The sequence below is a fragment of the Bacillus sp. DHT2 genome (assembly GCF_026241455.1).
Lineage (GTDB): Bacteria > Bacillota > Bacilli > Bacillales > Bacillaceae_G > Bacillus_A > Bacillus_A pseudomycoides.
The window spans coordinates 121686-147531 of sequence record NZ_JAPHWH010000013.1; the positions used below are offsets into that span (position 1 = coordinate 121686).

General features: G+C 36.0%; 23 protein-coding genes. 20 read left to right on the forward strand and 3 right to left on the reverse strand.

What is annotated here, in order from left to right:
• Positions 1-14 precede the first annotated feature (14 nt).
• From ORL93_RS24575 to ORL93_RS24620, 10 genes are all read left to right on the forward strand, one after another.
• Positions 15-1634, forward strand: coding sequence for an MDR family MFS transporter (locus tag ORL93_RS24575; RefSeq protein WP_006093539.1), 1620 nt, complete (start codon positions 15-17; stop codon positions 1632-1634).
• Between the two features lie 141 nt (positions 1635-1775).
• A complete protein-coding gene (locus tag ORL93_RS24580) occupies positions 1776-2747 on the forward strand; it encodes a LacI family DNA-binding transcriptional regulator (protein WP_033795879.1) in 972 nt (323 codons plus the stop codon).
• A gap of 13 nt (positions 2748-2760) precedes the next feature.
• The gene (gene rbsK, locus ORL93_RS24585) at positions 2761-3657 is read left to right on the forward strand and encodes a ribokinase (protein WP_098136228.1); all 897 of its coding nucleotides are present in this window, start codon (positions 2761-2763) and stop codon (positions 3655-3657) included.
• Positions 3654-4049 (forward strand): D-ribose pyranase, encoded by a 396-nt coding sequence (gene rbsD, locus ORL93_RS24590; RefSeq protein WP_097795459.1) that lies wholly within the window; start codon positions 3654-3656, stop codon positions 4047-4049. Before rbsK ends, rbsD begins: the two co-directional genes overlap by 4 nt.
• 18 nt (positions 4050-4067) lie before the next feature.
• On the forward strand, positions 4068-5552 hold the full coding sequence (locus ORL93_RS24595) for a sugar ABC transporter ATP-binding protein (RefSeq protein WP_097795460.1): 1485 nt from the start codon (positions 4068-4070) through the stop codon (positions 5550-5552).
• Positions 5553-5555: 3 nt separating this feature from the next.
• A complete protein-coding gene (locus ORL93_RS24600; protein ID WP_003195190.1) occupies positions 5556-6491 on the forward strand; it encodes an ABC transporter permease subunit in 936 nt (311 codons plus the stop codon).
• 14 nt (positions 6492-6505) lie between these two features.
• Complete coding sequence (gene rbsB, locus ORL93_RS24605; protein ID WP_018765552.1) at positions 6506-7429, forward strand: ribose ABC transporter substrate-binding protein RbsB; 924 nt, start codon at positions 6506-6508, stop codon at positions 7427-7429.
• A 35-nt stretch (positions 7430-7464) separates the two neighbouring features.
• Positions 7465-8112, forward strand: coding sequence for a fructose-6-phosphate aldolase (fsa, locus tag ORL93_RS24610; protein WP_003195186.1), 648 nt, complete (start codon positions 7465-7467; stop codon positions 8110-8112).
• Between the two features lie 426 nt (positions 8113-8538).
• On the forward strand, positions 8539-10938 hold the full coding sequence (locus tag ORL93_RS24615; RefSeq protein WP_097795462.1) for an immune inhibitor A: 2400 nt from the start codon (positions 8539-8541) through the stop codon (positions 10936-10938).
• 577 nt (positions 10939-11515) lie between these two features.
• Positions 11516-12355, forward strand: a complete 840-nt coding sequence (locus ORL93_RS24620) for an N-acetylmuramoyl-L-alanine amidase (RefSeq protein ID WP_097795463.1) — start codon at positions 11516-11518, stop codon at positions 12353-12355.
• A 32-nt stretch (positions 12356-12387) separates the two neighbouring features.
• Here the strand turns inward: ORL93_RS24620 and ORL93_RS24625 are convergent, their stop codons facing one another.
• Positions 12388-13542 carry an MFS transporter gene (locus ORL93_RS24625; protein ID WP_006093547.1) on the reverse strand — a complete coding sequence of 385 codons (1155 nt, stop codon included), beginning with the start codon at positions 13540-13542 and terminating at the stop codon, positions 12388-12390.
• Between the two features lie 228 nt (positions 13543-13770).
• On the opposite strand from ORL93_RS24625, the gene bdhA reads away from it, so the two are divergent.
• The 5 genes from bdhA (at position 13771) to ORL93_RS24650 (ending at position 19055) form a co-directional block, all read left to right on the forward strand.
• Positions 13771-14823 (forward strand): (R,R)-butanediol dehydrogenase, encoded by a 1053-nt coding sequence (bdhA, locus tag ORL93_RS24630; RefSeq protein ID WP_018765549.1) that lies wholly within the window; start codon positions 13771-13773, stop codon positions 14821-14823.
• Between the two features lie 119 nt (positions 14824-14942).
• On the forward strand, positions 14943-15287 hold the full coding sequence (locus ORL93_RS24635; RefSeq protein WP_098160917.1) for a potassium channel family protein: 345 nt from the start codon (positions 14943-14945) through the stop codon (positions 15285-15287).
• 252 nt (positions 15288-15539) lie between these two features.
• Positions 15540-16391 carry a phospholipase CerA gene (gene cerA / locus ORL93_RS24640; protein ID WP_097795465.1) on the forward strand — a complete coding sequence of 284 codons (852 nt, stop codon included), beginning with the start codon at positions 15540-15542 and terminating at the stop codon, positions 16389-16391.
• A 190-nt stretch (positions 16392-16581) separates the two neighbouring features.
• Positions 16582-17754 carry an amino acid deaminase/aldolase gene (locus ORL93_RS24645; RefSeq protein WP_097795466.1) on the forward strand — a complete coding sequence of 391 codons (1173 nt, stop codon included), beginning with the start codon at positions 16582-16584 and terminating at the stop codon, positions 17752-17754.
• Positions 17742-19055: a D-arabinono-1,4-lactone oxidase gene (locus tag ORL93_RS24650; RefSeq protein ID WP_097795467.1), complete on the forward strand. Its 1314-nt coding sequence runs from the start codon at positions 17742-17744 to the stop codon at positions 19053-19055. The genes ORL93_RS24645 and ORL93_RS24650 overlap by 13 nt, the downstream gene beginning before the upstream one ends.
• A gap of 4 nt (positions 19056-19059) precedes the next feature.
• Here ORL93_RS24650 and ORL93_RS24655 read toward each other — a convergent pair whose 3' ends face one another.
• Positions 19060-20211: a VanZ family protein gene (locus tag ORL93_RS24655; protein WP_097795468.1), complete on the reverse strand. Its 1152-nt coding sequence runs from the start codon at positions 20209-20211 to the stop codon at positions 19060-19062.
• Between the two features lie 143 nt (positions 20212-20354).
• Positions 20355-20657 carry an antibiotic biosynthesis monooxygenase family protein gene (locus ORL93_RS24660; RefSeq protein ID WP_003195160.1) on the reverse strand — a complete coding sequence of 101 codons (303 nt, stop codon included), beginning with the start codon at positions 20655-20657 and terminating at the stop codon, positions 20355-20357.
• An 838-nt stretch (positions 20658-21495) separates the two neighbouring features.
• On the opposite strand from ORL93_RS24660, the gene ORL93_RS24670 reads away from it, so the two are divergent.
• The 5 genes from ORL93_RS24670 (at position 21496) to ORL93_RS24690 (ending at position 25836) form a co-directional block, all read left to right on the forward strand.
• On the forward strand, positions 21496-22740 hold the full coding sequence (locus ORL93_RS24670) for a 3D domain-containing protein (protein WP_003195154.1): 1245 nt from the start codon (positions 21496-21498) through the stop codon (positions 22738-22740).
• Positions 22741-22843: 103 nt separating this feature from the next.
• The gene (locus tag ORL93_RS24675) at positions 22844-23071 is read left to right on the forward strand and encodes a helix-turn-helix transcriptional regulator (protein ID WP_097795469.1); all 228 of its coding nucleotides are present in this window, start codon (positions 22844-22846) and stop codon (positions 23069-23071) included.
• A complete protein-coding gene (locus ORL93_RS24680; protein WP_097795470.1) occupies positions 23064-23537 on the forward strand; it encodes a DUF2178 domain-containing protein in 474 nt (157 codons plus the stop codon). Before ORL93_RS24675 ends, ORL93_RS24680 begins: the two co-directional genes overlap by 8 nt.
• Before the next feature lie 134 nt (positions 23538-23671).
• Positions 23672-25108 (forward strand): hypothetical protein, encoded by a 1437-nt coding sequence (locus ORL93_RS24685; protein WP_097795471.1) that lies wholly within the window; start codon positions 23672-23674, stop codon positions 25106-25108.
• A 95-nt stretch (positions 25109-25203) separates the two neighbouring features.
• Positions 25204-25836, forward strand: coding sequence for a class A sortase (locus ORL93_RS24690; protein ID WP_040119133.1), 633 nt, complete (start codon positions 25204-25206; stop codon positions 25834-25836).
• Positions 25837-25846 lie beyond the last annotated feature (10 nt).

Here is a 25846-nt window from a genome sequence, read left to right on the forward strand (position 1 = left end):
ATTGAGGAGATTACATGGAGCAACAAGAAAATCAGAATAGAAAGCTGTTGTTAATCGGTCTAGTTATTGCCATGTTATTTGCTGCATTAGATGGAACAATCGTTGGTACAGCAATGCCGCGAATTGTTGGCGATCTAGGCGGATTAAGTTTAATGACATGGTTAACAACGGCATATATGTTAACTTCAACAACAGTTGTACCAATTGCAGGTAAGTTAGCGGATTTATTAGGACGTCGTAACGTATATATTACAGGATTAATCATTTTTATGGTTGGCTCAGCACTTTGCGGTATGGCGAATGGTATGACTGAGTTAATTATTTTCCGTGGTATTCAAGGGCTTGGTGGCGGTATTATGATGCCAATGGCGATGATTATTATCGGGGATATGTTTACAGGGAAAGAACGTGCGAAATGGCAAGGAATCTTTGGAGCGTTATATGGTCTTGCTTCCGTAATTGGACCGCAAGTGGGCGGTTGGATTGTTGATGCTGTCAACTGGAGATGGGTATTCTATATCAACTTGCCAGTCGGTATTTTGGCGACAATCTTTATTGCAATGGGATTAAAAGGACATAAACAAACAGGTCCAATTAAAATTGATATCGCTGGTATTTTCACGATGATTCTTGGTGTTGTGACTTTATTACTTGCACTAACGTTTGGCGGGAAAGACTATGCTTGGGATTCTTGGCAAATCATTGGATTATTTGCACTTGCTATCATTGGTATAGTAAGCTTCATCATTGTTGAAACGAAGGCGGAAGAACCAATTTTACCAATGCATTTCTTTAAAAACCGTACATTTACACTATTAAATGCAATTGGTTTCTTTATGAGTATTGGAATGTTTGGTGCAATTATGTTCGTTCCATTCTTTATGCAAGGAATTGTTGGCGTAAGTGCGGCTGAATCTGGAACGATAATGACACCAATGATGATTACGATGATTGTGATGAGTATTATTGGTGGTCAGCTTGTATTAAAGGTAGGCGTAAAACCACAAATTATTACAGGTATGCTCATTATGGCTGGCGGTTTTTGGTTATTAACAACAATGGATATGCATACAACTAAACTTATTGCAACATCATATATGATGATTATCGGTTTAGGAATGGGTCTTGTAATGCCGACATTAACATTAGCATTACAAGAAAGTTTCCCGAAAAAGGATCTTGGAGTTGTAACATCTTCAAGTCAGTTCTTCCGTCAAATCGGTGGGACGTTCGGAATTACGATTTTAGGTTCTATTATGAATAATACGTCAGGTACAACATTGACAAATAAATTAGTTCCTGTACTAGATACATTCCCAGCAGAAGCGGGACAAATGGTAACGAAGTTTAAAGATATGATTCATACAGATCCACAAAGTTTATATTCTATGCTATTTAGCCCAGAAGCATTAAAACAAATGCCAGAAGCATTCTCAAATAGCATTGTACCAATTTTGAAAACATCTTTAGTGGATTCACTTCATAGTGTATTCCTAACAGGATTAGTCTTTATCGTAGTTGGTGCCGTATTTACAATCTTCTTACAAAAAATTAAGCTTTCTAATCGTAAAAAAGGTGCAGAAGAACCTGCTACTGAAGTAGAAGAGAAAGATACAAACGTATCTTACTCATAATAAGAAAAAAGCATCGCCTTATGGTGGTGCTTTTTTAGTGTATAACATATAATCTTTTTTAGTTATAAATGATTGACGTATTTTTGTAAATGAGTTATATTATTTTCTGTAAACGGTTACATGAAATGGAGAGGGAAGAGAATGAGTACGATTAAAGATGTTGCGAAATTAGCGGGAGTTTCTGTTGCGACCGTTTCAAGGGTGTTAAATAAGAACGGATATGTTCACGAAGATACATTAAAAAAAGTGGAACGAGCAATTGAACTGTTGGATTATAAGCCTAGTACAGTAGCACGTTCTTTATATAATAAAAAATCTCGCTTAATTGGTTTGGTTGTTCCAAATATCGTGAATCCATTCTTTCCAGAAGTTGCACGTGCCGTAGAGGATGTAGCACATAAGCAAGGATACACAGTTGTACTTTGTAATTCTGATGAAAGTTTAGAGAAAGAGAAACAATATATTGATGTGCTCAGACAAAATAATGTTGATGGGTTTATTGTGGCAACGAACCCACAAAATAGTATGAATTACATGAACTTGTCTGTGCCAGTTGTGGCAATTGACCGCATGTTTAATGAGCGTATTCCGACGGTATATGCAGATAACTATGCGGGAAGTCAAGAAGCAACAAAGTTACTGTTAGAAAAAGGGTGTCAACATATTGCGCATATTCGTGGACCGCGCGATGTGAGTACAGCAAATGAGCGTTTTGAAGGTTTTGTAGATGTTATTACACAATATGGGCTTTCTTATATGATTGCAGAAAGTACGTTTGATCCGGCAGATAGCGAACGTGTGGCAATGGAATTGTTAGAAGAGTATCCGCATATCGATGGCATTGTAGCTGGAAATGATTTGATTGCCATTGGGGTAGTGAAAGCGGCATTACAAAAAGGAATTTCCATTCCAGATGATTTACAAATTATTGGATTTGATGGTATTTCTTTAACAGAAATGATGTATCCATCTCTTACAACAGTTGCACAACCTATTTATGAAATGGGACGAATTGCAACAGAATTATTGCTAGAGCAAATGGAAGGAAATCAATTAGAAACCGAACATTATCGTTTACCGATTGAAATTATAGAACGAAATACAACGAAGTAAGGAGATGAGATATATGCCAAACATTGCAGTAGTCGGCAGTATTTCAATGGATTTAGTCGCTGTTTCAAAAAAGCGACCAAAAGCAGGAGAAACAGTGATTGGAGAAGCGTTTCATACAGTGCCTGGAGGAAAAGGAGCAAACCAAGCTGTTGCCGCAGCTAGATTAGGTGCAAATGTGGCAATGGTAGGTGCTGTAGGAAATGATGCTTATGGTAAGCTAGTTAGAAAAAATTTAGAGAATGAACGTATTTTTATCGACTATGTGGTACCGGTTACAGATGAAACCACAGGAATTGCGCATATTGTTTTGGCCGAGGAAGATAACAGTATTGTTGTTGTGCAAGGAGCAAACCGTCTCGTGAATCAGCAAATTGCCGATCGCGCAAAAGATCTTCTTGTAAAAGCTGATATGGTTGTCCTTCAGCTGGAAATTCCGCTAGAAACAGTGGAATACGTTCTTGATATTTGTGAAGAACACAAAATTCCGGTTATGTTAAATCCAGCTCCGGCACAAGTATTGCCAGTAGATATTTTAGAAAAGGCGACGTATATTACACCGAATGAGCATGAATGCCGCATTGTATTAGATGATTTTACGTCACCAATTGAAGAGTTACTTGCGAAATATCCAAATAAGTTACTGATGACAGAAGGTGGGAAAGGTGTTCGTTTCCATAATGGTACAGAGATTGTTCATGTACCAAGTATTGATGTTGAAGTAGTGGATACAACAGGAGCAGGTGATACTTTTAACGGTGCATTAGCGGTTGCACTTTCCGAAGGTGAGACATTACAAAAAGCAATCCGCTTTGCAAACATTGCCGGCGGTCTTTCTGTAACAAAGCTAGGGGCACAAGGTGGTATGCCAACAAGAGAAAAGGTAAGAGAAGTGCAGGTGATTGTTGGATGAAGAAGCATGGTGTATTAAATAGTGATATTGCTGCGGTACTTGCTTCCCTTGGACATACGGATACAATTGTGATTGCTGATTGTGGTTTACCTATTCCAGATGGTGTAAAGCGAATTGATTTAGCGGTAGAACTTGGAAAACCATCGTTTCTAGAGGTGTTACAAGTTGTGATAGACGACATGGCAGTTGAAAAACTAACATTAGCAGAAGAGATTACGATCAATAATGCAGAAGTAAACAGAGAAGTTGAAGCACGTTTAAAAGAAGCTGCTTTTGAATACGTATCGCATGAGCAGTTTAAAGAACGTACAAAACAGGCAAAGGCAGTTATTCGTACGGGAGAAGCAACGCCATATGCGAATGTTATTTTACATGCCGGCGTGATTTTTTAATAAAGGGATGTGATGAGAATGCGTATTGAAATGAAAAATATTTCAAAAGCGTTCAATGGTAATCCTGTTTTAAAAAACGCACAGTTTAGTATTGAAACAGGAGAAGTCCATGCACTGATGGGGGAAAATGGAGCGGGAAAATCAACGCTCATGAAAATTTTAACAGGTGTATATACGAAAGATAGTGGTCAAGTCACGATTGATGGGCAAGAACGGACATTTAAAAACGCAAAAGAAGCTGAGGAATACGGAATTGCTTTTATTCATCAAGAGCTGAACATATTACCGAACTTAACAGTTGCTGAAAATATGTTTCTTGGGAAAGAGTTGATGTACGGCAAAACAGGCATTTTACGTACACGGCAAATGAATGGGTTAGCGCAGCAACAATTAGCAAGTCTTGGGCTTCACGTAAAAGGGGCTATGCTTGCTGGGGAATTATCAGTTGGACAGCAGCAAATTATTGAAATTGGTAAGGCCTTAATGACAAATGCGAGCGTTATTATTATGGACGAGCCGACAGCAGCCTTAACGGACCGCGAAATTGAAACACTCTTTACGGTTATTAATAAATTACGTAAAGAAGGCGTATCGTTCGTCTACATTTCACATCGCATGGAAGAAATCTTTTCTATTTGTGATGCTATTACGATTTTACGTGATGGGGAATATGTTGGAACGAGGTTAATTCCAGAAACATCATTTGATGAAGTAGTGAGTATGATGGTTGGTCGCAGCATCGGTGAGCGCTATCCGGAGCGCGATGCGAAAATCGGTGAAGTTATTTTTGAAATGCGTAACGCAACGAAAAAAGGGAAGTTTGAAAATATTTCGTTTCAAGTGAGAAAAGGTGAAATTCTCGGTGTCGCTGGATTAATGGGAGCTGGCCGTACTGATATTATGAGGGCGATATTTGGACATGAACGGTTAGATTCGGGCCAAATATTTATGAATGGGCAAGAAGTGAAAATTGATAGTCCAATTGATGCAATACGGCAGCGAATTGCCTTTATTACAGAAGATCGAAAATCAGAAGGGCTTGTCTTAGATTTTTCTATTCGTGAAAATTTAGCATTGCCAAATCTAGGGAATCTCTCAAAAGGTAGTGTGATGGATAAAGGAGTAGAAGCACAGTTCACAGAGGATATGATGAAGCTTCTCAATGTAAAAGCGGCAAATGGTGAACAAGCCGTCAAATCACTTTCTGGTGGAAATCAACAAAAGATTGTTATTGCAAAATGGCTAGGAATCCATCCGCAGCTGTTAATTTTAGATGAACCAACACGGGGCGTTGATGTTGGAGCAAAAAAAGAAATTTACTCTATTATGAACAAGCTTACAAAGCAGGGGGATGCGGTTATTATGGTTTCATCCGAACTTCCAGAAGTTTTAGGAATGAGCGATCGTGTCCTTGTTATTCATGAAGGAAAAGTAGGCGGTATTTTAGAGAAAGATAAAGCAACACAAGAGTCCATTATGGCATTAGCTACAGGGGGAGAGTAAGTTATGGCTAAAAAGGGGAATATATTGCAGCAGCTAGGTTCTTTAATTGGATTGGCACTGATTATTGTAGTTATTACAGCATTAAATCCAGCATTTATTGAAATACCAAATTTATTTAATATTTTACGCCAAGTATCGATTAATGCACTCATTGCATTTGGAATGACCTTCGTTATTTTAACTGGGGGTATTGACTTATCGGTAGGTTCTATTTTAGCATTATCAAGTGCACTTGTTGCTGGAATGATGGCAAGTGGCATGGATCCGTTCCTTGCAATGGCAGTTGGATTATTGGCTGGGCTTGTAATGGGAATTGTAAACGGTATCATCATTGCGAAAGGAAAAGTGGCACCATTTATTGCGACATTAGCAACAATGACCATTTTCCGAGGGCTCACGCTTGTTTATATGGACGGACGTCCGATCACTGGCCTTGGTGATCACTTAATGTTTCAAATGTTTGGCCGTGGTTACTTCCTTGGTATTCCCGTACCAGCTGTAACGATGATGATTGCTTTTGCTGCATTGTACTTTATTTTAAAGAAGACAACGTTTGGTCGCCGTACTTTTGCAATTGGTGGAAATGAAGAAGCAGCGGCATTATCAGGTATTAATGTAACAAGAATAAAAGTAATGATTTATGGTCTTTCTGGAATTCTGGCAGCGCTTGCGGGTATCGTGTTAACATCACGCTTAGATTCTGCACAGCCAACTGCTGGTTCTTCTTACGAATTAGATGCAATTGCTGCAGTTGTATTAGGAGGAACAAGTCTTTCTGGTGGAAGAGGTTGGATTGTCGGCACGTTCATTGGTGTACTGATTATCGGTGTACTAAATAACGGTCTAAATTTATTAGGTGTATCTTCTTTCTTCCAACAAGTTGTAAAAGGGCTTGTGATCTTACTTGCTGTATTAATTGATCGTCGAAAAGAAGCATAATGGAGGGACAATTCATGAAAAAATGGTTACTTGTACTCGTTGCACTCATAATGGCAATCACTGCTGGTTGTTCAATGGAACCACCGGAATGGGCGAAGGATTCTAGCGATAAAAGTCGAAATAAAACTATTAAAGTTGGATTTTCTGTTTCAACTTTAAACAATCCATTTTTCGTTACGTTGAAAAAAGGGGCAGAAAAGAAGGCGAAAGATAGTGGCATTGAGTTAATTGCTGTTGATGCACAAAATGATGCAGCGAAGCAAACGAATGATGTTGAGGATTTAATTCAAAAAGGCGTTGATGTAGTTGTCATTAACCCAACAGATTCAGATGCAGTTGCTTCAGCAGTAAGTGCAGCGAATGCAGCAAACATCCCTGTTATTACAGTAGATCGTGTTGCAAACTCAGGAAAAGTTGTTTCACACATCGCATCAAATAATGTAGAAGGTGGAAGCATGGCTGGTGACTACATTCGTGAGCTTGTTGGTGAAGGTGCAAATGTTGCTGAGTTAGAAGGAATTCCTGGATCATCCGCTGCTCGTGAGCGTGGGAAAGGATTCCATAAAGTTGCCGATAAGGGGCTAAAAGTTGTTGCAAAGCAAGCCGCAGACTTCGATCGTGCCAAAGGATTATCAGTTATGGAAAACATATTGCAGGCAAATAATGATATAAAAGCAGTGTTTGCTCATAATGATGAAATGGCATTAGGTGCGCTGGAAGCATTAAAATCTGCTGGAAAAACAGATGTGGTTGTTGTTGGATTTGATGCCACAGATGATGCTGTGAAAGCGGTTAATGACGGACGTATGACAGCAACTGTTGCGCAAAAACCAGAATTAATCGGAGAGAAAGCGATGGAAACAGCAAGACAAGTGAACCAAGGTAAAAAAGTGGAAAAATTCATTCCGATTGAATTAGAGCTTATTAAGAAAAAATAAAATATAAACTTACATTTAGGAAGGAAGAAAAACAAATGAAATTTTTTATTGATACAGCAAACATTGATGAAATTAAAGAGGCAAATGATTTAGGCGTATTAGCAGGTGTAACAACAAATCCATCACTTGTAGCAAAAGAAGGCGTAGATTTCCATGAACGTATTCGTGAAATTTGCAGCGTTGTAACAGGACCTGTAAGTGCAGAAGTTATTAGCCTAGAATCAGATAAAATGATTGAAGAAGGAAAAGAATTAGCAAAAATTGCTCCAAACGTTGTTGTAAAAGTACCAATGACAAAAGAAGGCTTAAAAGCAGTAAAAGCATTCTCTGATTTAGGAATTCGCACAAACGTTACGTTAGTATTCTCTGCAGTACAAGCATTGCTTGCAGCACGTGCTGGTGCAACGTACGTATCTCCATTCTTAGGTCGTTTAGATGATATCGGTCATAATGGTATGGACTTAATTCGCCAAATCGCTGATATCTTTGTAATTCATGACATTAAAACAGAAATTATCGCAGCATCTGTACGCCATAGCGTTCACGTAACAGACGCAGCATTAAACGGTGCGCACATTGCAACAATTCCGGCAAACGTAATTGGCGCATTAGTGAAACATCCGTTAACAGATCAAGGAATTGAGAAGTTCTTAGCTGATTGGGAGAAAACACAAGGGAAATAAAGTGAAACTTCCATCTGTGAAGGATTGGTCCCCGTTTATGAGGGGGAAACAAAAACCACCAAGGTTAGCATCACATTAACCTTGGTGGTTTTTTTGTTTGTAAAATAATGAATAAAAGAATTTTCATGCAATTGTGCATATTGTCTTTTAAATTTTCTATCTAAGTTATTTAATATATAATAAGTAACTCTTTTTTGTGAGTTTTTTGATATGAGGTAAATAATCAGTACAGGGTCTGACCAGAGGACTGGAGGGCATGATTCTATAAGGGAATAATCACTATTCCATGATTATAGAACTATGTCTTTTTTATGTATATAGAAGGGGGGATAAATCGATATTATAAAACTCGTATATACTGTTAGTTTCATATTGTCAATTATCTGAATTTTAAGTCTTGTACAATTAATAAGGGAGGAAATAGTAATGAAAAGAAAAGCACCGTTTAAAGTATTTTCATCTTTGGCAATCATGACAATGCTTGGTTGCACATTTGCACTTGGTACATCATCAGCTTATGCGGAAACAACATCTCAGTCAAAAGGAAGTATTTCAACAACTCCAATTGATAACAATTTAATTCAAGAAGAGCGCTTGGCTGAAGCTTTAAAAGAACGTGGAACAATTGATCGATCAGCATCAAAAGAAGAGACACAAAAGGCTGTAGAACAATATATTGAAAAAAAGAAAGGTGATCAGCCAAATAAAGAAATTCTTCCGGATGACCCTGCTAAAGAGGCATCTGATTTCGTGAAAAAAGTAAAAGAAAAAAAGATGGAAGAAAAGGAAAAAGTGAAGAAGTCTGTAGAAAATGCTAGCTCAGAGCAAACGCCTTCACAAAATAAAAAACAGTTAAATGGAAAAGTACCAACTTCTCCAGCAAAGCAGGCTCCATATAACGGAACTGTACGTACAGATAAAGTACTTGTACTACTTGTAGAGTTTAGTGATTATAAACATAATAATATTGAGCAAAGCCCTGGTTATATGTATTCGAACGACTTTAGTAGAGAGCATTATCAAAAAATGTTATTCGGTAATGAACCATTCACGTTATTCAATGGTTCAAAAGTAAAAACATTTAAACAATATTATGAAGAGCAATCTGGTGGTAGTTATACGACAGATGGTTATGTGACAGAATGGTTGACTGTTCCTGGGAAAGCAGCAGATTACGGAGCAGATGGTAAAACTGGTCATGATAATAAAGGACCTAAAGGGCCACGTGACCTTGTGAAAGAAGCATTAAAAGCAGCAGCAGAGAAAGGATTAGATTTATCTCAATTTGACCAGTTTGATCGTTATGATACAAATGGTGATGGAAATCAAAATGAACCAGACGGTGTAATTGATCATTTAATGGTCATTCATGCTGGGGTTGGTCAAGAAGCTGGTGGAGGTAAATTAGGTGATGATGCGATTTGGTCACATCGTTCTAAATTAGCACAAGATCCAGTTGCAATTGAAGGAACAAAGTCAAAAGTTTCGTATTGGGATGGAAAAGTTGCTGCACATGATTACACAATTGAGCCTGAGGATGGTGCAGTTGGCGTATTCGCTCATGAATTTGGTCATGATCTTGGTTTACCAGATGAATATGATACGAATTATACTGGAACTGGATCACCTGTAGAATCATGGTCATTAATGAGTGGTGGTAGTTGGACAGGAAAAATCGCAGGAACAGAGCCAACAAGTTTTTCACCGCAAAATAAAGATTTCTTACAAAAAAATATGGATGGAAACTGGGCGAAAATTGTAGAAGTAGATTACGATAAAATAAAACGTGGAGTAGGTTTCCCTACATATATTGATCAAAGTGTTACAAAATCTAATCGTCCAGGTCTTGTACGTGTAAACTTACCTGAGAAAAGTGTTGCAACGATTAAAACTGGATTTGGCAAGTATGCTTACTACAGTACAAGAGGCGATGATATGCATACAACATTAGAAACGCCATTGTTTGATTTAACGAAAGCAGCTAACGCGAAATTTGATTATAAAGTAAACTATGAACTTGAAGCAGAATGTGATTTTATTGAAATACATGCTGTGACAGAAGATGGAACAAAAACATTAATCGATAAACTAGGCAATAAAGTAGTAAAAGGTGATAAAGATACGACAGAAGGAAAATGGATTGATAAATCATATGATTTAAGTCAATTTAAAGGGAAGAAAGTGAAATTGCAATTTGATTATATTACAGATCCTGCTGTAGCATATAAAGGATTTGCAATGGATAATGTGAACGTAACAGTCGATGGAAAAGTAGTATTTTCAGATGATGCAGAAGGACAAGCGAAAATGAAGTTAAATGGTTTTGTCGTTTCTGATGGAACAGAAAAGAAACCACATTATTATTATTTAGAGTGGAGAAACTATGCTGGATCAGATGAAGGGTTAAAAGTAGCGAGAGGTCCAGCATATAATACTGGTCTTGTTGTTTGGTATGCAGATGATAGTTTTAAAGATAACTGGACTGGTCAACATCCTGGTGAAGGCTTCCTTGGTGTTGTTGATTCTCACCCGGAGGCATTTGTTGGAAATTTAAATGAAAAACCAGTATACGGTAATACAGGGTTGCAAATTGCAGATGCTGCATTTTCACTTGATCAAACACCGGCGTGGAATGTAAATTCATTTACACGTGGACAATTTAATTACCCAGGCTTACCAGGTGTTGCAACATTTGATGATTCTAAAGTATACAGTAACACTCAAATTCCTGATGCGGGACGAAAAGTGCCGCAATTAGGGCTGAAATTCCAAGTTGTTGGGCAAGCAGATGATAAGTCGGCAGGAGCTATTTGGATTCGTCGTTAATAGATTAGTAATAAAATAGAAAAGTACGTTCTTCGTAGAAAGAACGTACTTTTTTACTTTGTGTAATACACATTGTTTACCTATATACAGTCTATCAAATGGTGTAGGGAAAAGGAATATTTCCGAGGAAATTGTCGAGACATAGTTGGTATTTATACATTTTTTTGAAAAATGAGTGAAGAGTGTATCAAGCTGATTGGTATAGAAGAAAGACGAGTTTCAGCAATTTACAATGAGTAGTATTCGGATACGATTATTACTGAAAAGTAAAAAAGAACAAGCGGAATTTTTAAATATATGAAATGAAAATACATTTTTTTGATATAGAGATAAATAGAGTTTGCTCCTTTTTTTGTTGTTTATAAATACATATATTTCAAGTTTTTAGTGATTTTGAATCTAAAAAATAATTATTTATAAAAAACAAAATTATATATTGATTTTGTTTTTTATTTTGAGTAAAATTCAAAGGAATTAATTAAGATAGTGATAGTTTAATAGTTTAATTGAAATCCTTTTTTAGGAAGGAAATGTAGAGAATATTTGTAAAGTTATATATATAGGGAGAGTGAAGTAATTGACAGCATTGAAAAAATTATCAGCTTTTGTGAAAAGTAGTATTGTTTTATTATGTGTAGCATGTATGTATTTTGCTATACCAACTGCACATGCAAGTGCGGAGACAGTTAAGATTTATCTTGATCCAGGTCATGGGGGAACAGATACAGGAGCGGTTGGAAATGGTTTACGAGAAAAGGATTTAACATTAGATATCGCATTACGTATTCGTAACATTTTAAATGCAGAGTATACAGGTCATGAAATTAAAATGAGTCGTACAAGTGATGTATATCCTACGCTAACACAGCGAACAACTGATGCAAATAATTGGGGAGCAAATTTCTTCTTATCTGTACATATTAACAGTGGTGGTGGCTCTGGTTATGAAGATTATAGTTATCCAAATGCAGGAGCACCAACTACGACTTACCAGAATATAATTCATCAGGAAATTATGAAAACAACTGACCTTGATGATAGAGGGATCAAAACAAATAATTTCCATGTGTTAAGAGAAACGAATATGCCAGCAGTATTAACTGAAAATGGGTTTATTGATCGAGCAGAAGATGCTCAAAAATTAGGTAATGCAACATTTAGAGAACAACTTGCAAGAGGGCATGTAAATGGTTTAGTAAAGGCATTTGGATTACAGAAGAAAACATTCTTAATTCGTGTGAAAACAGAAGAATTATATTATTATAATCAACCTGATTGGAATGCAAAGGCTGGTACTGTGAAAAAAGGTGATGTATTCACTGTTGTGGCAACGTTAACTGTAAATGGTTCAAAAATGTATAAGCTAAAATCAGGAAGCTATATAACTGCTAATCCTTCGTATATTGAAGTTTTATAATAAAGATTTGATTGAAAAAAGACAATGATGAGCTAATTCATCATTGTCTCTTTTATTTTTCCTCTGAAATAAATCATTCCAGCAAATGTGAGTAAGAATGCTGTTCCAATTACAAAGCTTACGCTCGGTGATGCCCCGATTGCTCCAACTGTAAAGGATCCAGCGACAACACCTAATGAGAAGAATGCGTAAAATAATCCGAATGCCTTCCCGCGTTTATCTTCAGTTGTATTTTCAACGAGTAAAGCATTAATAGATGGGAAGAGGATGGCGAATCCAATTCCGTAAATCATCATAACAACAAAGAGCATACCTTTTGTTGTAAATATGCCAAGTAATGATAAGGCAAGTGCCATGACTGCAATACCAATTAGCATCATTTTTGAACGGTCAAAGCGATCATAAATACGATTTGTTGGCAGTAGGAAGAAGAGGATGGCAGTAATCCCAAATACACTTAGCATCATGCCTGTTGTAGATGCTTTGAGTGCTAGTGCTTCTACTTTTACCGGTAACATATATGTGACGATTCCTTGTGAAAACATTAATGTAAAAGCGCCAATATATGCTTGTAATAATGGTTCGGATTTTAGTAATCCAATCATATCTTCTTTGTTCATCATTTGCGTCCGTGATGTGTCTTTTCTAGTCACATTGGTTGGTAATAAGAATAGGGATACGATTGTCCCGAATACCATTAAGATAGAAATCGTAACAAAGACCCACTCTACACCTGCGGTTGCTTTCATAATTCCACTGAAAGCAGGGCCAACGATAGCTGCTGTTCCGACAGCGGCACCAGATAGTGCCATTGCTTTTCCTTGTTTTGTAGATTTCGTTTGTTTAGATAGGAAAGTAAAGGCTGCAGGGATTAAGAAGCCATCACTAAATCCGTGTAAAAAGCGAACGATGAGTAATTGCTCGCCGCTTTGAACAACAGTATATAATAACACTATGAGACTCGTAATTCCCATACTCATATAGAGTACTTTCTTTGCGCCAAATTTATCAACAGATGCACCTGCGATAATATTGCCAATCATATTGGCAAACGAGTACATACCTACAACGAGACCGATAATAAGAGGAGTTCCCCCGAGGCTTTGCGCGTAAGTACTCATAATTGGTAATTGTGAAAATGTATCTAAAAACGCTACGATAACAATAAAATAAATGAAATATTTCAAGCGATGTTCACCTCTCCTCTGCTATTATGGCATAATGCGAATTTCGCCTGCAATGAAATTGAATTAACAGATGTGGAAAAAAGTACAAAGTGACAAAAAAGTGAACTTTTTTTTGTTAAAATTTAGTGAAATCCAGATTGGTTTTTTGAAATATATGGATAAGAGTACTATAATAGATTGGTAAACTTCACCAGGTTAAGTATATATACATAGAGAGGGATGCATAAAATGAAAGCATTACTTTGGCATAATCAACGTGATGTAAGAGTAGAAGAAGTTCCAGAACCAGCTGTACGATCAGGAGCAGTGAAGATCAAAGTTAAATGGTGTGGTATTTGTGGAACAGATTTACATGAATATTTAGCAGGACCTATTTTTATTCCAACAGAAGAACATCCACTAACACACGTGAAAGCACCCGTTATTTTAGGTCACGAGTTTAGTGGTGAAGTTGTTGAAATCGGTGAAGGTGTTACGAATCATAAAGTAGGGGACCGCGTTGTTGTAGAACCTATTTATTCTTGTGGTAAATGTGAAGCTTGTAAACATGGTCATTATAACGTTTGTGAACAACTTGTTTTCCACGGTCTTGGTGGAGATGGCGGTGGCTTCTCTGAATATACTGTAGTACCAGCAGATATGGTTCACCATATCCCAGATGAAATGACTTATGAACAAGGTGCACTTGTAGAACCAGCAGCAGTTGCAGTTCATGCAGTGCGTCAAAGTAAGTTAAAAGAAGGCGAAGCTGTAGCTGTATTTGGCTGTGGACCAATCGGACTTCTTGTTATCCAAGCTGCTAAAGCTGCAGGTGCAACACCTGTTATCGCAGTTGAACTTTCTAAAGAACGTCAAGAGTTAGCAAAATTAGCAGGTGCTGATTACGTATTAAATCCAGCAGAGCAAGATGTGGTAGCAGAAATCCGTAACTTAACAAACGGTTTAGGCGTAAATGTTAGCTTCGAAGTAACAGGAGTTGAAGTTGTACTTCGTCAAGCAATTGAAAGCACAAGCTTTGAAGGACAAACTGTAATCGTCAGTGTCTGGGAAAAAGATGCGACAATTACTCCAAACAACTTAGTATTAAAAGAAAAAGAAGTTGTAGGTATTCTTGGATACCGTCACATCTTCCCATCTGTTATTAAATTAATTAGCTCTGGTCAAATTCAAGCAGAGAAATTAATTACGAAAAAAATTACAGTGGATCAAGTTGTAGAAGAAGGATTTGAAGCGCTTGTAAAAGATAAAAAACAAGTGAAAATTCTTGTTTCGCCTAAATAATATATAATATAGAAGAAAGTAGTCTTTTTCTAGAAATAGAAGAAGGCTACTTTTTTTGTGGATAGAAAGGTGATAGACTTTCCTTTGACTAAATTGTTTAAGTAGGAAGGGAGAGTTACATGGTTTCATTTTTACTAACTTTGAAACGAATGCTAAAAGCTTGTTCAAGAGCGTGGAAAGATAAAGAATTTCAAGTGTTATTTGTATTAACGATTATAACGTTACTATCAGGGACTATTTTTTACAGTACGGTAGAAGGATTACGCACGATTGATGCATTATATTTTAGCGTTGTTACATTAACGACAATTGGCTATGGAGATTTTAGCCCGCAAACAGACTTTGGAAAAATCTTTACGATTTTCTATATTTTCATTGGAATTGGTTTAGTGTTTGGATTTATTCATAAGCTAGCAGTAAATGTTCAATTATCAAGTATATTATCAGGGCGAAAGAAAAAATAGAAGCAATCAGGATATGCACCTGATTGCTTTTATTTTTTACAATATTTTAGCTGTTTCTTTGCAGGAATTTAATATTCGTTTACTATAATGCAAATGAAACATATTATCCATAGAATTATAATAATGTGAATGTTCGTATAATTTGTTTTCTCAATAGAAATGAGTAGAAAGGTGGAATATTCTAATCGTAGGTTAACCATATGATTTGAATTACATATTCCAAGTAAATTAAATATAAACGGAGGTTTTCATATGAAAAAGAAAGTATTAGCCTTAGCAGCAGCTATTACATTAGTAGCACCATTGCAAAGTGTAGCGTTTGCCCATGAAAATGAGGGCGGAAATAAGGTAAGAGTAATTCAATATTGGTCTGCTGAAGATAAACATGTAGAAGGTGTAAACTCCCATTTATGGATTGTCAATCGTGCAATTGATATTATGTCTCGTAATACAACGGTTGTAAAACGAGATCAAGTTGCATTATTAAATGAATGGCGTACAGAGTTAGAGAATGGTATATATGCTGCTGATTATGAAAACCCTTATTATGATAACAGTACATTTGCTTCTCATTTCTACGATCCTGATACAGGGAAGACATATATATCTTTTGCTAAGCAGGCAAAAGAAACTGGGGCTAAATATTTTAAACTTGCTGGTGAAGCCTATCAAAAGCAAGAAATAAAACAAGCATTCTTCTATTTAGGCTTATCGCTTCATTACTTAGGAGATGTAAATCAACCAATGCATGCAGCAAACTTTACAAATCTTTCTTATCCACAAGGCTTCCACTCCAAATATGAAAATTTTGTAGATACAATAAAAAATAATTATAAAGTGGCTGATGGAAATGGATATTGGAATTGGAAAGGAGTAAATCCTGAAGACTGGATTCATGGAGCGGCTGTAGCTGCTAAGCAAGATTATGCTGGTATTGTAAATGGCACTACAAAAGATTGGTTCGTAAGAGCGGCAGTTTCACAAGAATATGCAGATAAATGGCGTGCAGAAGTTACACTAACAACAGGAAAACGTTTAGTAGAAGCACAGCGTGTCACAGCGGGATATATTCAGCTTTGGTTTGATACATATGTAAATCGCTAGAATGCTTGGTTACTTCTTAGTTAAAAAACATACACGTATAATGATTCATGATCCAGTACAGGTAATCACTTCTATTGAAATAGTTAAAAAGTTTCTTCGTAAAGAAGAAACTTTTTTTGTTTAGACACAGGAAAATGATAGTTTCTTTCCAATATGTATAAGACATATATATAGAAGGGGAGAGAACAATGTGGAGCGTAACATATTTCAAAAGGTTCCCTTACCATGCGCATTTCTTGATGAAGAAGCGTTAGAAAGAAATATTGAGTCAATTGTTCAATTGTGCGGAGGAAAGAAAGTTCGTATTGCTAGTAAATCGTTACGATCTGTTCCAGTGATGAAGAAAATTTTAGCCTCTAATAGTTGTTTTCAAGGCATTATGTGTTTTTCACCACGAGAAGTAATATTCTTAATAAAACAAGGATTTAATGATTTGTTGCTTGGATATCCTGTACATGATGAACAAGCACTTCAAGAAATTAGTTTGCTTACAAAACAAGGATTTATAATCACTTGTATGGTAGATTGCATAGAACATATTGCTTATTTAGAGAAAATTGCAATAGAAACAGGTGGACGCTTTCGAATTTGTATTGATATCGATATGAGTAGTCATTTTTTTCAGTTTCATTTTGGGGTTAGACGTTCTCCTATACGTACTACCTCTGAGGCTTTAAACGTTATTGAAAAAGCAATTCAATCTTCCGTTTTACAAATAGACGGTGTAATGGGCTATGAGGCACAGATTGCAGGAGTTGTGGACGATGTACCAAAGCAAGGTTTTAAAAATAAAATAGTTTCTTATTTAAAGAGAAAATCTGTATTTGAAGTGATGGAACGTAGACAGAGCGTTGTACGAGCATTGCAAGAACAAGGAATTACACTTCGTTTTGTAAATGGAGGAGGCACAGGAAGTATAAAAACGACAATGCAAGATGAATCCGTTACAGAGATTACAATAGGTTCTGCTTTTTACTCTCCCAAGCTCTTTGATTACTATAAAGATATTAGATTTGAACCAGCTGTTGGCTTTGCGTTGCCGATTGTTAGACAACCAAGCCAACATATATATACTTGCCTCGGTGGCGGATATATGGCTTCAGGAGCAGTTGGAAAAGACAAACAGCCTGAGATTTGGGAGCCAAGTGGGGCAAAGTTGTTAGCTTTAGAGGGAGCTGGAGAAGTACAAACGCCCGTTTATTATGATGGTTCAGAACATCTAACGGTTGGGGATGGTATGTTATTTCGGCATAGTAAAGCCGGAGAACTATGTGAGCGTTTCTCATCGTTACATCGTATTGTAGGTAACAAAGTGATAGGGGAGTATTCAACATACCGGGGGGATGGCCAATGCTTTCTGTAAAAGGGCAGAAATGGAGAAATTGGGCAGGGAATGTAGAAGGGAATCCACAATATACGATGTATCCAAAAAATATACAAGATGTGATAGAAGTAGTAAAGTTTGCAAAGGAACAGGGAAAGAGAATTCGTGTTGTTGGATCAGGACACTCCTTTACACCTCTTGTTCAAACAGAGGGAATTCTAATTTCTTTAGATGAGCTACAAGGGATAGTAGACGTGGATTCACAATCATTCATAGTAGAAGTATGGGGCGGAACAAAGTTATATAACTTAGGAAAACTGCTGGAAGACAAAGGATACGCGCAGGAAAATTTAGGAGATATTGATTCGCAATCTATTGCAGGAGCAATTAGTACAGGAACGCATGGAACAGGTATTCAATTTGGTAGTTTGGCAACACAAGTAGTAGAAGTTACAGCTGTGCTGGCATCTGGAGAAATTATTGTTTGCTCTGAGAAAGAGAACCCTGAATTTTGGAAGGCATTTCAGTTATCTCTTGGTATGCTAGGAATCATTGTAAAAGTTAAATTAAAAGTCATTCCAGCTTATTCACTTATCTATGAAAGCAGAAAGGAATCGTTTTCTACTGTAATAAACAAACTAGAGAAATATAAGCAACATCGTCATTTTGAATTTTTTGTGTTTCCGTATTCAGATGATGTCCAAGTGAAAATTACAAATGAAACAGCAGAGAAAGGGATAGATTTAAAGTGGCATAAGATCAAGACAGAACTACTTGAAAATATAGCTTTTTCATTATTGTCTAAAGGATGCAAGTGGATTCCTTCTATAAGTAAAGGAGTTAGTAGACTGTCAGCAAAGGCAGTGCCGAGTACGAAAACAATTGGTCCAAGTTATCAAATATTTGCTACATCTCGTAATGTTCGTTTTTATGAAATGGAGTATAGTGTCCCAGCGCAGTATATGAAAGAGGTAGTAGGGGAAATTTACAACCTCATTGAAAAGAAGAAATTCCAAGTTCATTTTCCAATTGAATGTCGTTATGTAAAGGGAGATGATATATGGATAAGTCCTGCTTATAGAAGAGATTCAGCGTATATCGCTGTGCATATGTATAAAGGAATGAAATATGCTGCGTACTTTACAGCAATAGAACATATTTTTCAAAAGTACGAAGGGCGTCCACATTGGGGGAAAATGCATACAATGCGATATGAACCATTACAATGTGTTTATCCAAAGTTAAACTCTTTTTTGGAAGTTAGAGGAAAGGTAGATCCAATGGGGATGTTTTTAAATCCATATGTAGCAAAAATGTTTTCTATTTATGAAAAAAGCTGACAAATTATTTGTCAGCTTTTTGGAGTGTAATTGCATTTCGTGTATGGCTTATATGCTCATAAAATAATAATTTATCTCGACTAAATACATGTAATAGGACATGTATAATGAAGAGACCATTAATTGAGAACATAAACAGTAATATAATGAGCATAGTTAATGGATTAGTCTGATTCAATATGGAACTACTAGAGAGAATATAGTTCATTCCACCTAAAACAAAATAGAACAGGCCGTAACGAATAAATAATTCTTTAATGGTAATTCGCTCATTTTTACCTTTTATATGAATACGAAGCAACGCTTTACCAATTGTTTTTCCGTTCGTCAAATACGGAATGACGATGAAATAAATGAAGACCGCACATAGGGTGAAAATAAGTTCATATAGATTGGTATAAGACTGGATACTAGAAATGAAAATAGAATTTCCTTTGTTTTTTATAACTGGCACAACAATAGATAAGAAAATCCAATCAATTTGCAGTGCGATAAGACGACGAATAAATCCAACTGGTTTCGTAGCTAAATCGACATGTGCATCTAATTCATTTGATTTAGGAAGGAAGTACGTGAATATCGGGGCGATGAAATAACCAATTGCTCCCCCAAGTGTATTTAAAAATAAATCATCGACATCAAATAAACGATATGCGCAATTGTATATACCGTATAATCCAGTCACTTGTGCTATCTCAAAAAATAGTGAGAGACAAAGTGAAAAGAAGATTGTTTGTAAAAAACCAAGGCGGAAATAGTAACGTAAATATATGCCGATTGGAATCGTTAATAGTGCATTGAATGCGACTTGTAAAAAAGAAGATTCTTTTAATAAATAGAAATAGGTAGCTGGTTTGGCTAATACTGCTGCTGTATGGTTGCTGATTTCTTGAATGAAATAAAACGGTACAAGCTGAACGTGCTGTGTACTAGCTGGCTGCAAGCTACATGTATCATAGGTTTGTGGCAGCGGTAAGATGACAAGAAAATAAGCGTTTAACAAGTAAAGCAGTAAAGAATATAAAATAAATGAACGCCATTTATTTAAATAGCCATATTTTCTGTAATTAAATATTAAAAATGGAATCAATAGAATCATTGCTAAAAAGGGGAATAGAATAAATGCTGTTTTAATTGGAAATAAATAAGCTGTCAAAATGTGGCTCCTTTCGAAAAAATTCGGAATCTATTATAGCTTTAATAAAATGTAAAATCAAATTTTATTTTTTAGAGACCGAGTTGTTTCGATAGGAAAGAGGGATGAAGAAGAGCCTTACTGCAAATTTGCAGAAGGCTCTTTTAGTGTAAATATTTAACGTGCGTAGCATGGGATTTTGATGAGAGAATATAGCTTTTGAATTGTTGTTTCCATGGCATCGTTGTAGTTTCCTGTTTTTGAGAAATCCACTCATGATAATCTTGTTGTGTTTTCCATAATATACGAATCATATATTCATTCCCATGCTCAGTACGTTTCATGCGAGAAAATTCTAGATTAATAAACCCATATGTACCGGAGTTTGGATAGTATTCTTGTAGAGAACGAATAATTTGTTCTTCATAGCCGAATTTAATATGAATAAGTTTTGTAACAATAAACATGATTGCACCCCTTTTGTATTTGTAGTAGTAAATTAAATTGAATATCCTGTTTCAGTCACAACATGTGCAATCCTCCTATTATGCTTACGAGGTTATGGAGGAATCTTTAACGTAGATTTATCATGCTCGTAATTCATTTTTATAATGTAGGATACATTTAATATTATACTATTCTGAAAATTTAAAGTGAATAAAAGGAAGACGACAAATTTTTTATAAAAAAGAGCGCCCTATTTAGTAGGACAACTCTTTCAGCTTTATAGGAAAATAATAGTGAGTACCCCCACGGTGACACAATAAAAAGAGAAATATTTTAAATTCCCTTCCGCCATCAAATGTAAGGGAAAATGAGAGTTAAACCATATAAATCTATTTCGATTTTTCAATATATAAGTCACTGTTACGAAGAATAAAAAAGTGATCTGCACTTATTTTTTTTCTTTTTTAGATTGGTATGGGGCAAGGGAAGAATTTGACTGCTTCTATGCATGGCTTGATGCTCTCTTCCGCCCAAAAAGAAAGGTTTTATGATGGTTTTTTAATTTGGATTTATATAATTTGTAGAAGGTTGTCATATGTTGTCAACAGACTAATTTTGTATCAGTAAGGTTTCTACAGGATTTGACAATATTTTTAATGTCGTGTAATCTTTTGTTTCTAATATACGAATTTACATTTTGTAAGATTTGTATGAAAATCAGTTGTTAAAAGTTAAGAGTTCATTACATTTTATGGGTTGTTTTCATTTTTTTGTCATGAAAAATAAAGTGTATTTAATGAGTTTGTAAACAAACTGTAAAACAAATCATGTATAACTGTATGAGAAGGGAGTCGGATTATGAACTATTTTAAGCGAATCAGTAGTCTAGTATTAGCAGGAATTATTGGTCTTTCTAGTACAGTCGCTGTAAAAGCTGAGTCAAACGACGAGAAACTGGACAACATGCAACAGCAATTGCAGCAGAATAACAATGATATTCAGCAAAAAGAACAAGAGAAGCAAGCTGTTAATAAAGAAATACAAGGTATTGAAAGTGAACTACATAATTTAAATAATACAATTACAAAAAACAAAGAGGACCAAGCTGCTATTCAAAGTAAAATCGATGAAACGCATAAGCAAATTGAACAGAAAAAGCAAGAGATTATCGTTTTAGAGGATAAAGTACTTGCTCGTAAAGATATTATGAAAAAACGTATGGTTTCTGTTCAAAATAGCTCAAATACGAGTTTAGTAGTAGAAGTTGTAGTAGAATCAAAGAATTTTGCTGATTTCTTACAACGTATGAATGCAGTATCTACAATTCTAGATGCAGATAAAGAGATTTTACGTCTGCAAGAACAAGATCTTCGTCAAATTGAAGAAGACAAAAAAGTAATTGACGAAAAAGAAGCGTCTTTAGTAGTAGACAAACAAAAATTAGCAAAAGCACAAGCGGATTTACAAGAAAACTTGAAAAAGCGTCAAGAAAACTTACAAGCTGTGCAAGCAAAATATAATCAAATTGCAAGTCAAATTAATTTAGCTGAACAAGAAAAAGCAAAAATTGAATCAAGCATGAAAGAAGTACAAGAAACAATTGCTCGTGAGCAAGAAGCTGCAAGATTAGCAGCGGAAGCTCAAGCAAAAGCAGAAGCAGAAGCAAAAGCTGCGAAAGAAGCAGAAGCAAAAGCAATAGCAGACGCGGCTAAGCAAACAGCACCAGCGCCTAAGCAAGCTGAAAGTGGAAAAACACCATCTACTCCTCAGCCAGAGCCAAAACCGGCTAAAGGTGGTCGTGAATTTTATGTAACGGCAACTGCTTATACAGCTGATCCTTCTGAAAATGGAAATAAGCCAGGTGAAACTGTAAAATCTAAATTGGGTCATAACTTAACTGCAAACCCAGGAATGAAATTAATCGCTGTTGATCCAACTGTTATCCCATTAGGATCTCGCGTATATGTTGAAGGATACGGTGAAGCGATTGCTGGAGATACTGGTGGCGATATTAAAGGACATAGAATCGATGTATTAATGCCAGATGCAGCTAAATCTAACGCTTGGGGCAGACGAAGTGTTAAAGTGACAATTTTAAGTTAAAATCAAATCCAACTTTACAATATGTAAAGTTGGATTTTTTTACAAAATAAATGTTAAGTTGAGTTTACATTTTGTAAAGTGTAGCATACAATAGTGGTAAGAGGTGGTAAAAATAACCATTTACAATAGAGTGAAGGAGCTAAGAGCCCGTTTTAACTTTACGCAGAGCGTATTAGCTCAAAAAGTTGGCGTAACAAGGCAAACGATTGCAGCAATTGAAAAAGGAGATTACGTTCCATCGTTGTTATTAGCGCTAACGATTTGTGATGTATTTGATTTAAAGATGGAGGATGTGTTTGTTTTAAATAAGGAGGGAGAAAAAGGTGAATAGAATCATTCTGTCTTATGTGGTGAATGTGTTATTTATCGGATTAGCTAGCTGGGCATTTATTGAACTCTATTATTTTGAGGTGGAATTTGCAAATATTATTCAAACAGAGAAAGTGCCATTTGAAATATCGATGAGCATCACACCGTTTTTATTGTTATTGATTGTAGCTGTTGTATCAACTATTTTTTATAAAGTTCAAAAGAAGAAATATAAGAAATTATCTTTTGGGATGTTTCCCTTGTTATTTCCACAAGATGATGAGCGGGAAGAAATCATTACAGCAAAAGCATGTCGTACGACTTTTATGGCGCTTTGGTATGTTATGCCGACTGCAGCTGCATTGCTTGTTATATATCCGATTGTAACCCCGTATATTCCTGCGTACCCATTATATGTTGTGTTTTTAATCTTCTTTATACAAATGACTGTATTCCATATTTCACTTTATCGAAATAAATTTGCTTGAAGACGTGCCGCGTGCACGTCTTTTTTTGTAATAAACATCATATTTTTTACAAAAAATTAATGTGTGTCGAAGTGAAGATTTACAAATATTTTTTATGATAGAAATTGGACGTATCGAATAAGGGGAGTGGAGAAATGAAAAAAGTGTTCTTATATGGTGGGATGATTGCAAGTGTACTATGGACAGGAAATGATGTGAGTGCAGAAACAATAGACAAGGACGCACAAAAGGTTGTGAATAAAATAGATACGTTACCAAAGGGGAGTATATCTAACCCAGCGTATCGCGGGAAATTGGAACAGATGGTGACGGACTTTATTGGTAAAAAACATAAGGATACAAAAGTTAATCGAATCGCCTCATTTCAAATGCCAAATGGGAAGGCTGAAATTACAGCATCAACACCTGATGGGAATACACTTGTTGTTACGGAAGCAGATTTAGGACAAATTCAGATTCTATCAATTGCAGATTTAGAGAATATAAAAGTATTAGGAAATGTGAGTTTTAAAGAAATTCATTCAGAAGCAGAAGTAACGAGTGTAACGGTTACACCAGACGGAAAGTACGCATTGGCTGCTTTTCGAACTGGAGATAACTTATATTACGCAAATAAGGGACAAGTGGCGGTAGTGGACTTAGCAGCGCAGAGAGTTGTAAAAACGTATGAAGTAGGTGTAGGACCAGATTCAGTAGCGTTAACAGCAGATGGAAGAACACTTATTATTTGTAATGAAGATGAAGAAAACGATCCAAATGATGAAAATGAAGTGAATATGAAAAAAACAAAACGACCAGGAAGTATTTCTATGATTACATTTCCTGACGGTGATGTCATGCGCGGGGAACATATTGAGCTTCCAATCCATATGAGTAACATTAGTAATGGAGCAATCTATAAGCATGATCCGCAGCCGGAGTATGTAGCGATTAGCGCAAAAGGAGATAAAGCAGCTGTTACATTACAAGAAAATAATGCGGTAGCAATTGTAAATATTGTAGAAAAACGAATTGAAAATATATTTGGTCTTGGCATCACAACACATAAAGCAGATTTAAAAAAGGATGGTACCGTATCTTTTCAAGATGAGGTGACTGCACGCCTAGAACCAGATGGTGTGACATGGGATCCGTCTGGGCGATTTCTCATTACTGCTAATGAAGGGGATCTTGGTAAAAATGAGTTTAAAGATGGCGTGAAATCAGGGGGGAGAAATATTTCTGTATGGAGTCAGGACGGATCTCTTGTGTACGATAGTATGAATCTTATTGATGAAAAAGTAGCAGCTGCTGGGTTATATCCTGATAATAGAAGTGAAAATCGCGGAAGTGAAGTAGAAAATGTGGCGACGGGTATGATAAAAGGAAATTCCATCTTAGCAGTAGCTGCTGAAAGGGCAAATGCTGTATTATTTTTCGATATGACAATTCCAATGTTCCCGGTTTATATTGGACTTGCTCCATCAGCTGGGGCAGCACCAGAAGGAATTTATAAAGTAAACGGTCGAGATTTGTTTGTAAGTGCGGATGAAGTAGATGGAGTATTAAGTTTTTATCGTATCAGTAAATAAATTTCTTTTCCTTTTCGTCTCATACTTGTACATATAGTCATCTTACTTTATCATCTTATATAGAAGTAAGATTTTGTAAAGGAAAGGGATTATGTATGAATAAGAAGAGAATATATAGTATACTAGCAGTTCTTTTATTTGTTGTAGGTGGCATTTTAATTGGTAAGCCATTTTATGACGGATATATGGCAGAGAAGAAGCAAACAGAAAATGTACAAGCCGTTCAGAAGATGGAATATCAAAAACAGGATACGAAATTTGTAGATGCATCTAAAATTGACCAACCTGATTTATCAGAGGTAGCGAATGCATCATTAGATGAAACACAAGTAATTGGTCGTATTGAGATTCCAAGTATTTCATTGAAATTACCTATTTTAAATGCTTCTACCGAGAAAAATTTATTATCAGGAGCAGCAACTGTAAAAGAGAAGCAAGAGATGGGAAAAGAAAATTATGCATTGGCAGGACATAACATGTCAAAAAAAGGTGTTTTGTTTAGCGATGTATCTTCGTTAAAAAAGAACGATAAAATCTATTTATATGATAATAAAAATGAGTATGAGTACGTTGTTACGAATGTGTCAGAAGTAACACCTGATAAATGGGAAGTAGTAGAAGATCACGGGAAAACAGAAGTTACACTTATTACATGTGTGTCTGTATCTGATAACTCGAAGCGTTTTGTTGTTACTGGGGAGTTTGTAAAAGCGAAGAAAAAAAGCTGAGGGAGTAATC

Excerpts from the sequence above, each read along its gene's own strand:
- ORL93_RS24575 (WP_006093539.1), top strand. The coding sequence starts at position 15 with ATGGAGCAACAAGAAAATCAGAATAGAAAGCTGTTGTTAATCGGTCTA.
- ORL93_RS24580 (WP_033795879.1), top strand. The coding sequence starts at position 1,776 with ATGAGTACGATTAAAGATGTTGCGAAATTAGCGGGAGTTTCTGTTGCG.
- rbsK (WP_098136228.1), top strand. The coding sequence starts at position 2,761 with ATGCCAAACATTGCAGTAGTCGGCAGTATTTCAATGGATTTAGTCGCT.
- rbsD (WP_097795459.1), top strand. The coding sequence starts at position 3,654 with ATGAAGAAGCATGGTGTATTAAATAGTGATATTGCTGCGGTACTTGCT.
- ORL93_RS24595 (WP_097795460.1), top strand. The coding sequence starts at position 4,068 with ATGCGTATTGAAATGAAAAATATTTCAAAAGCGTTCAATGGTAATCCT.
- ORL93_RS24600 (WP_003195190.1), top strand. The coding sequence starts at position 5,556 with ATGGCTAAAAAGGGGAATATATTGCAGCAGCTAGGTTCTTTAATTGGA.
- rbsB (WP_018765552.1), top strand. The coding sequence starts at position 6,506 with ATGAAAAAATGGTTACTTGTACTCGTTGCACTCATAATGGCAATCACT.
- fsa (WP_003195186.1), top strand. The coding sequence starts at position 7,465 with ATGAAATTTTTTATTGATACAGCAAACATTGATGAAATTAAAGAGGCA.
- ORL93_RS24615 (WP_097795462.1), top strand. The coding sequence starts at position 8,539 with ATGAAAAGAAAAGCACCGTTTAAAGTATTTTCATCTTTGGCAATCATG.
- bdhA (WP_018765549.1), top strand. The coding sequence starts at position 13,771 with ATGAAAGCATTACTTTGGCATAATCAACGTGATGTAAGAGTAGAAGAA.
- ORL93_RS24635 (WP_098160917.1), top strand. The coding sequence starts at position 14,943 with ATGGTTTCATTTTTACTAACTTTGAAACGAATGCTAAAAGCTTGTTCA.
- cerA (WP_097795465.1), top strand. The coding sequence starts at position 15,540 with ATGAAAAAGAAAGTATTAGCCTTAGCAGCAGCTATTACATTAGTAGCA.
- ORL93_RS24650 (WP_097795467.1), top strand. The coding sequence starts at position 17,742 with ATGCTTTCTGTAAAAGGGCAGAAATGGAGAAATTGGGCAGGGAATGTA.
- ORL93_RS24660 (WP_003195160.1), bottom strand. The coding sequence starts at position 20,657 with ATGTTTATTGTTACAAAACTTATTCATATTAAATTCGGCTATGAAGAA.
- ORL93_RS24670 (WP_003195154.1), top strand. The coding sequence starts at position 21,496 with ATGAACTATTTTAAGCGAATCAGTAGTCTAGTATTAGCAGGAATTATT.
- ORL93_RS24685 (WP_097795471.1), top strand. The coding sequence starts at position 23,672 with ATGAAAAAAGTGTTCTTATATGGTGGGATGATTGCAAGTGTACTATGG.
- ORL93_RS24690 (WP_040119133.1), top strand. The coding sequence starts at position 25,204 with ATGAATAAGAAGAGAATATATAGTATACTAGCAGTTCTTTTATTTGTT.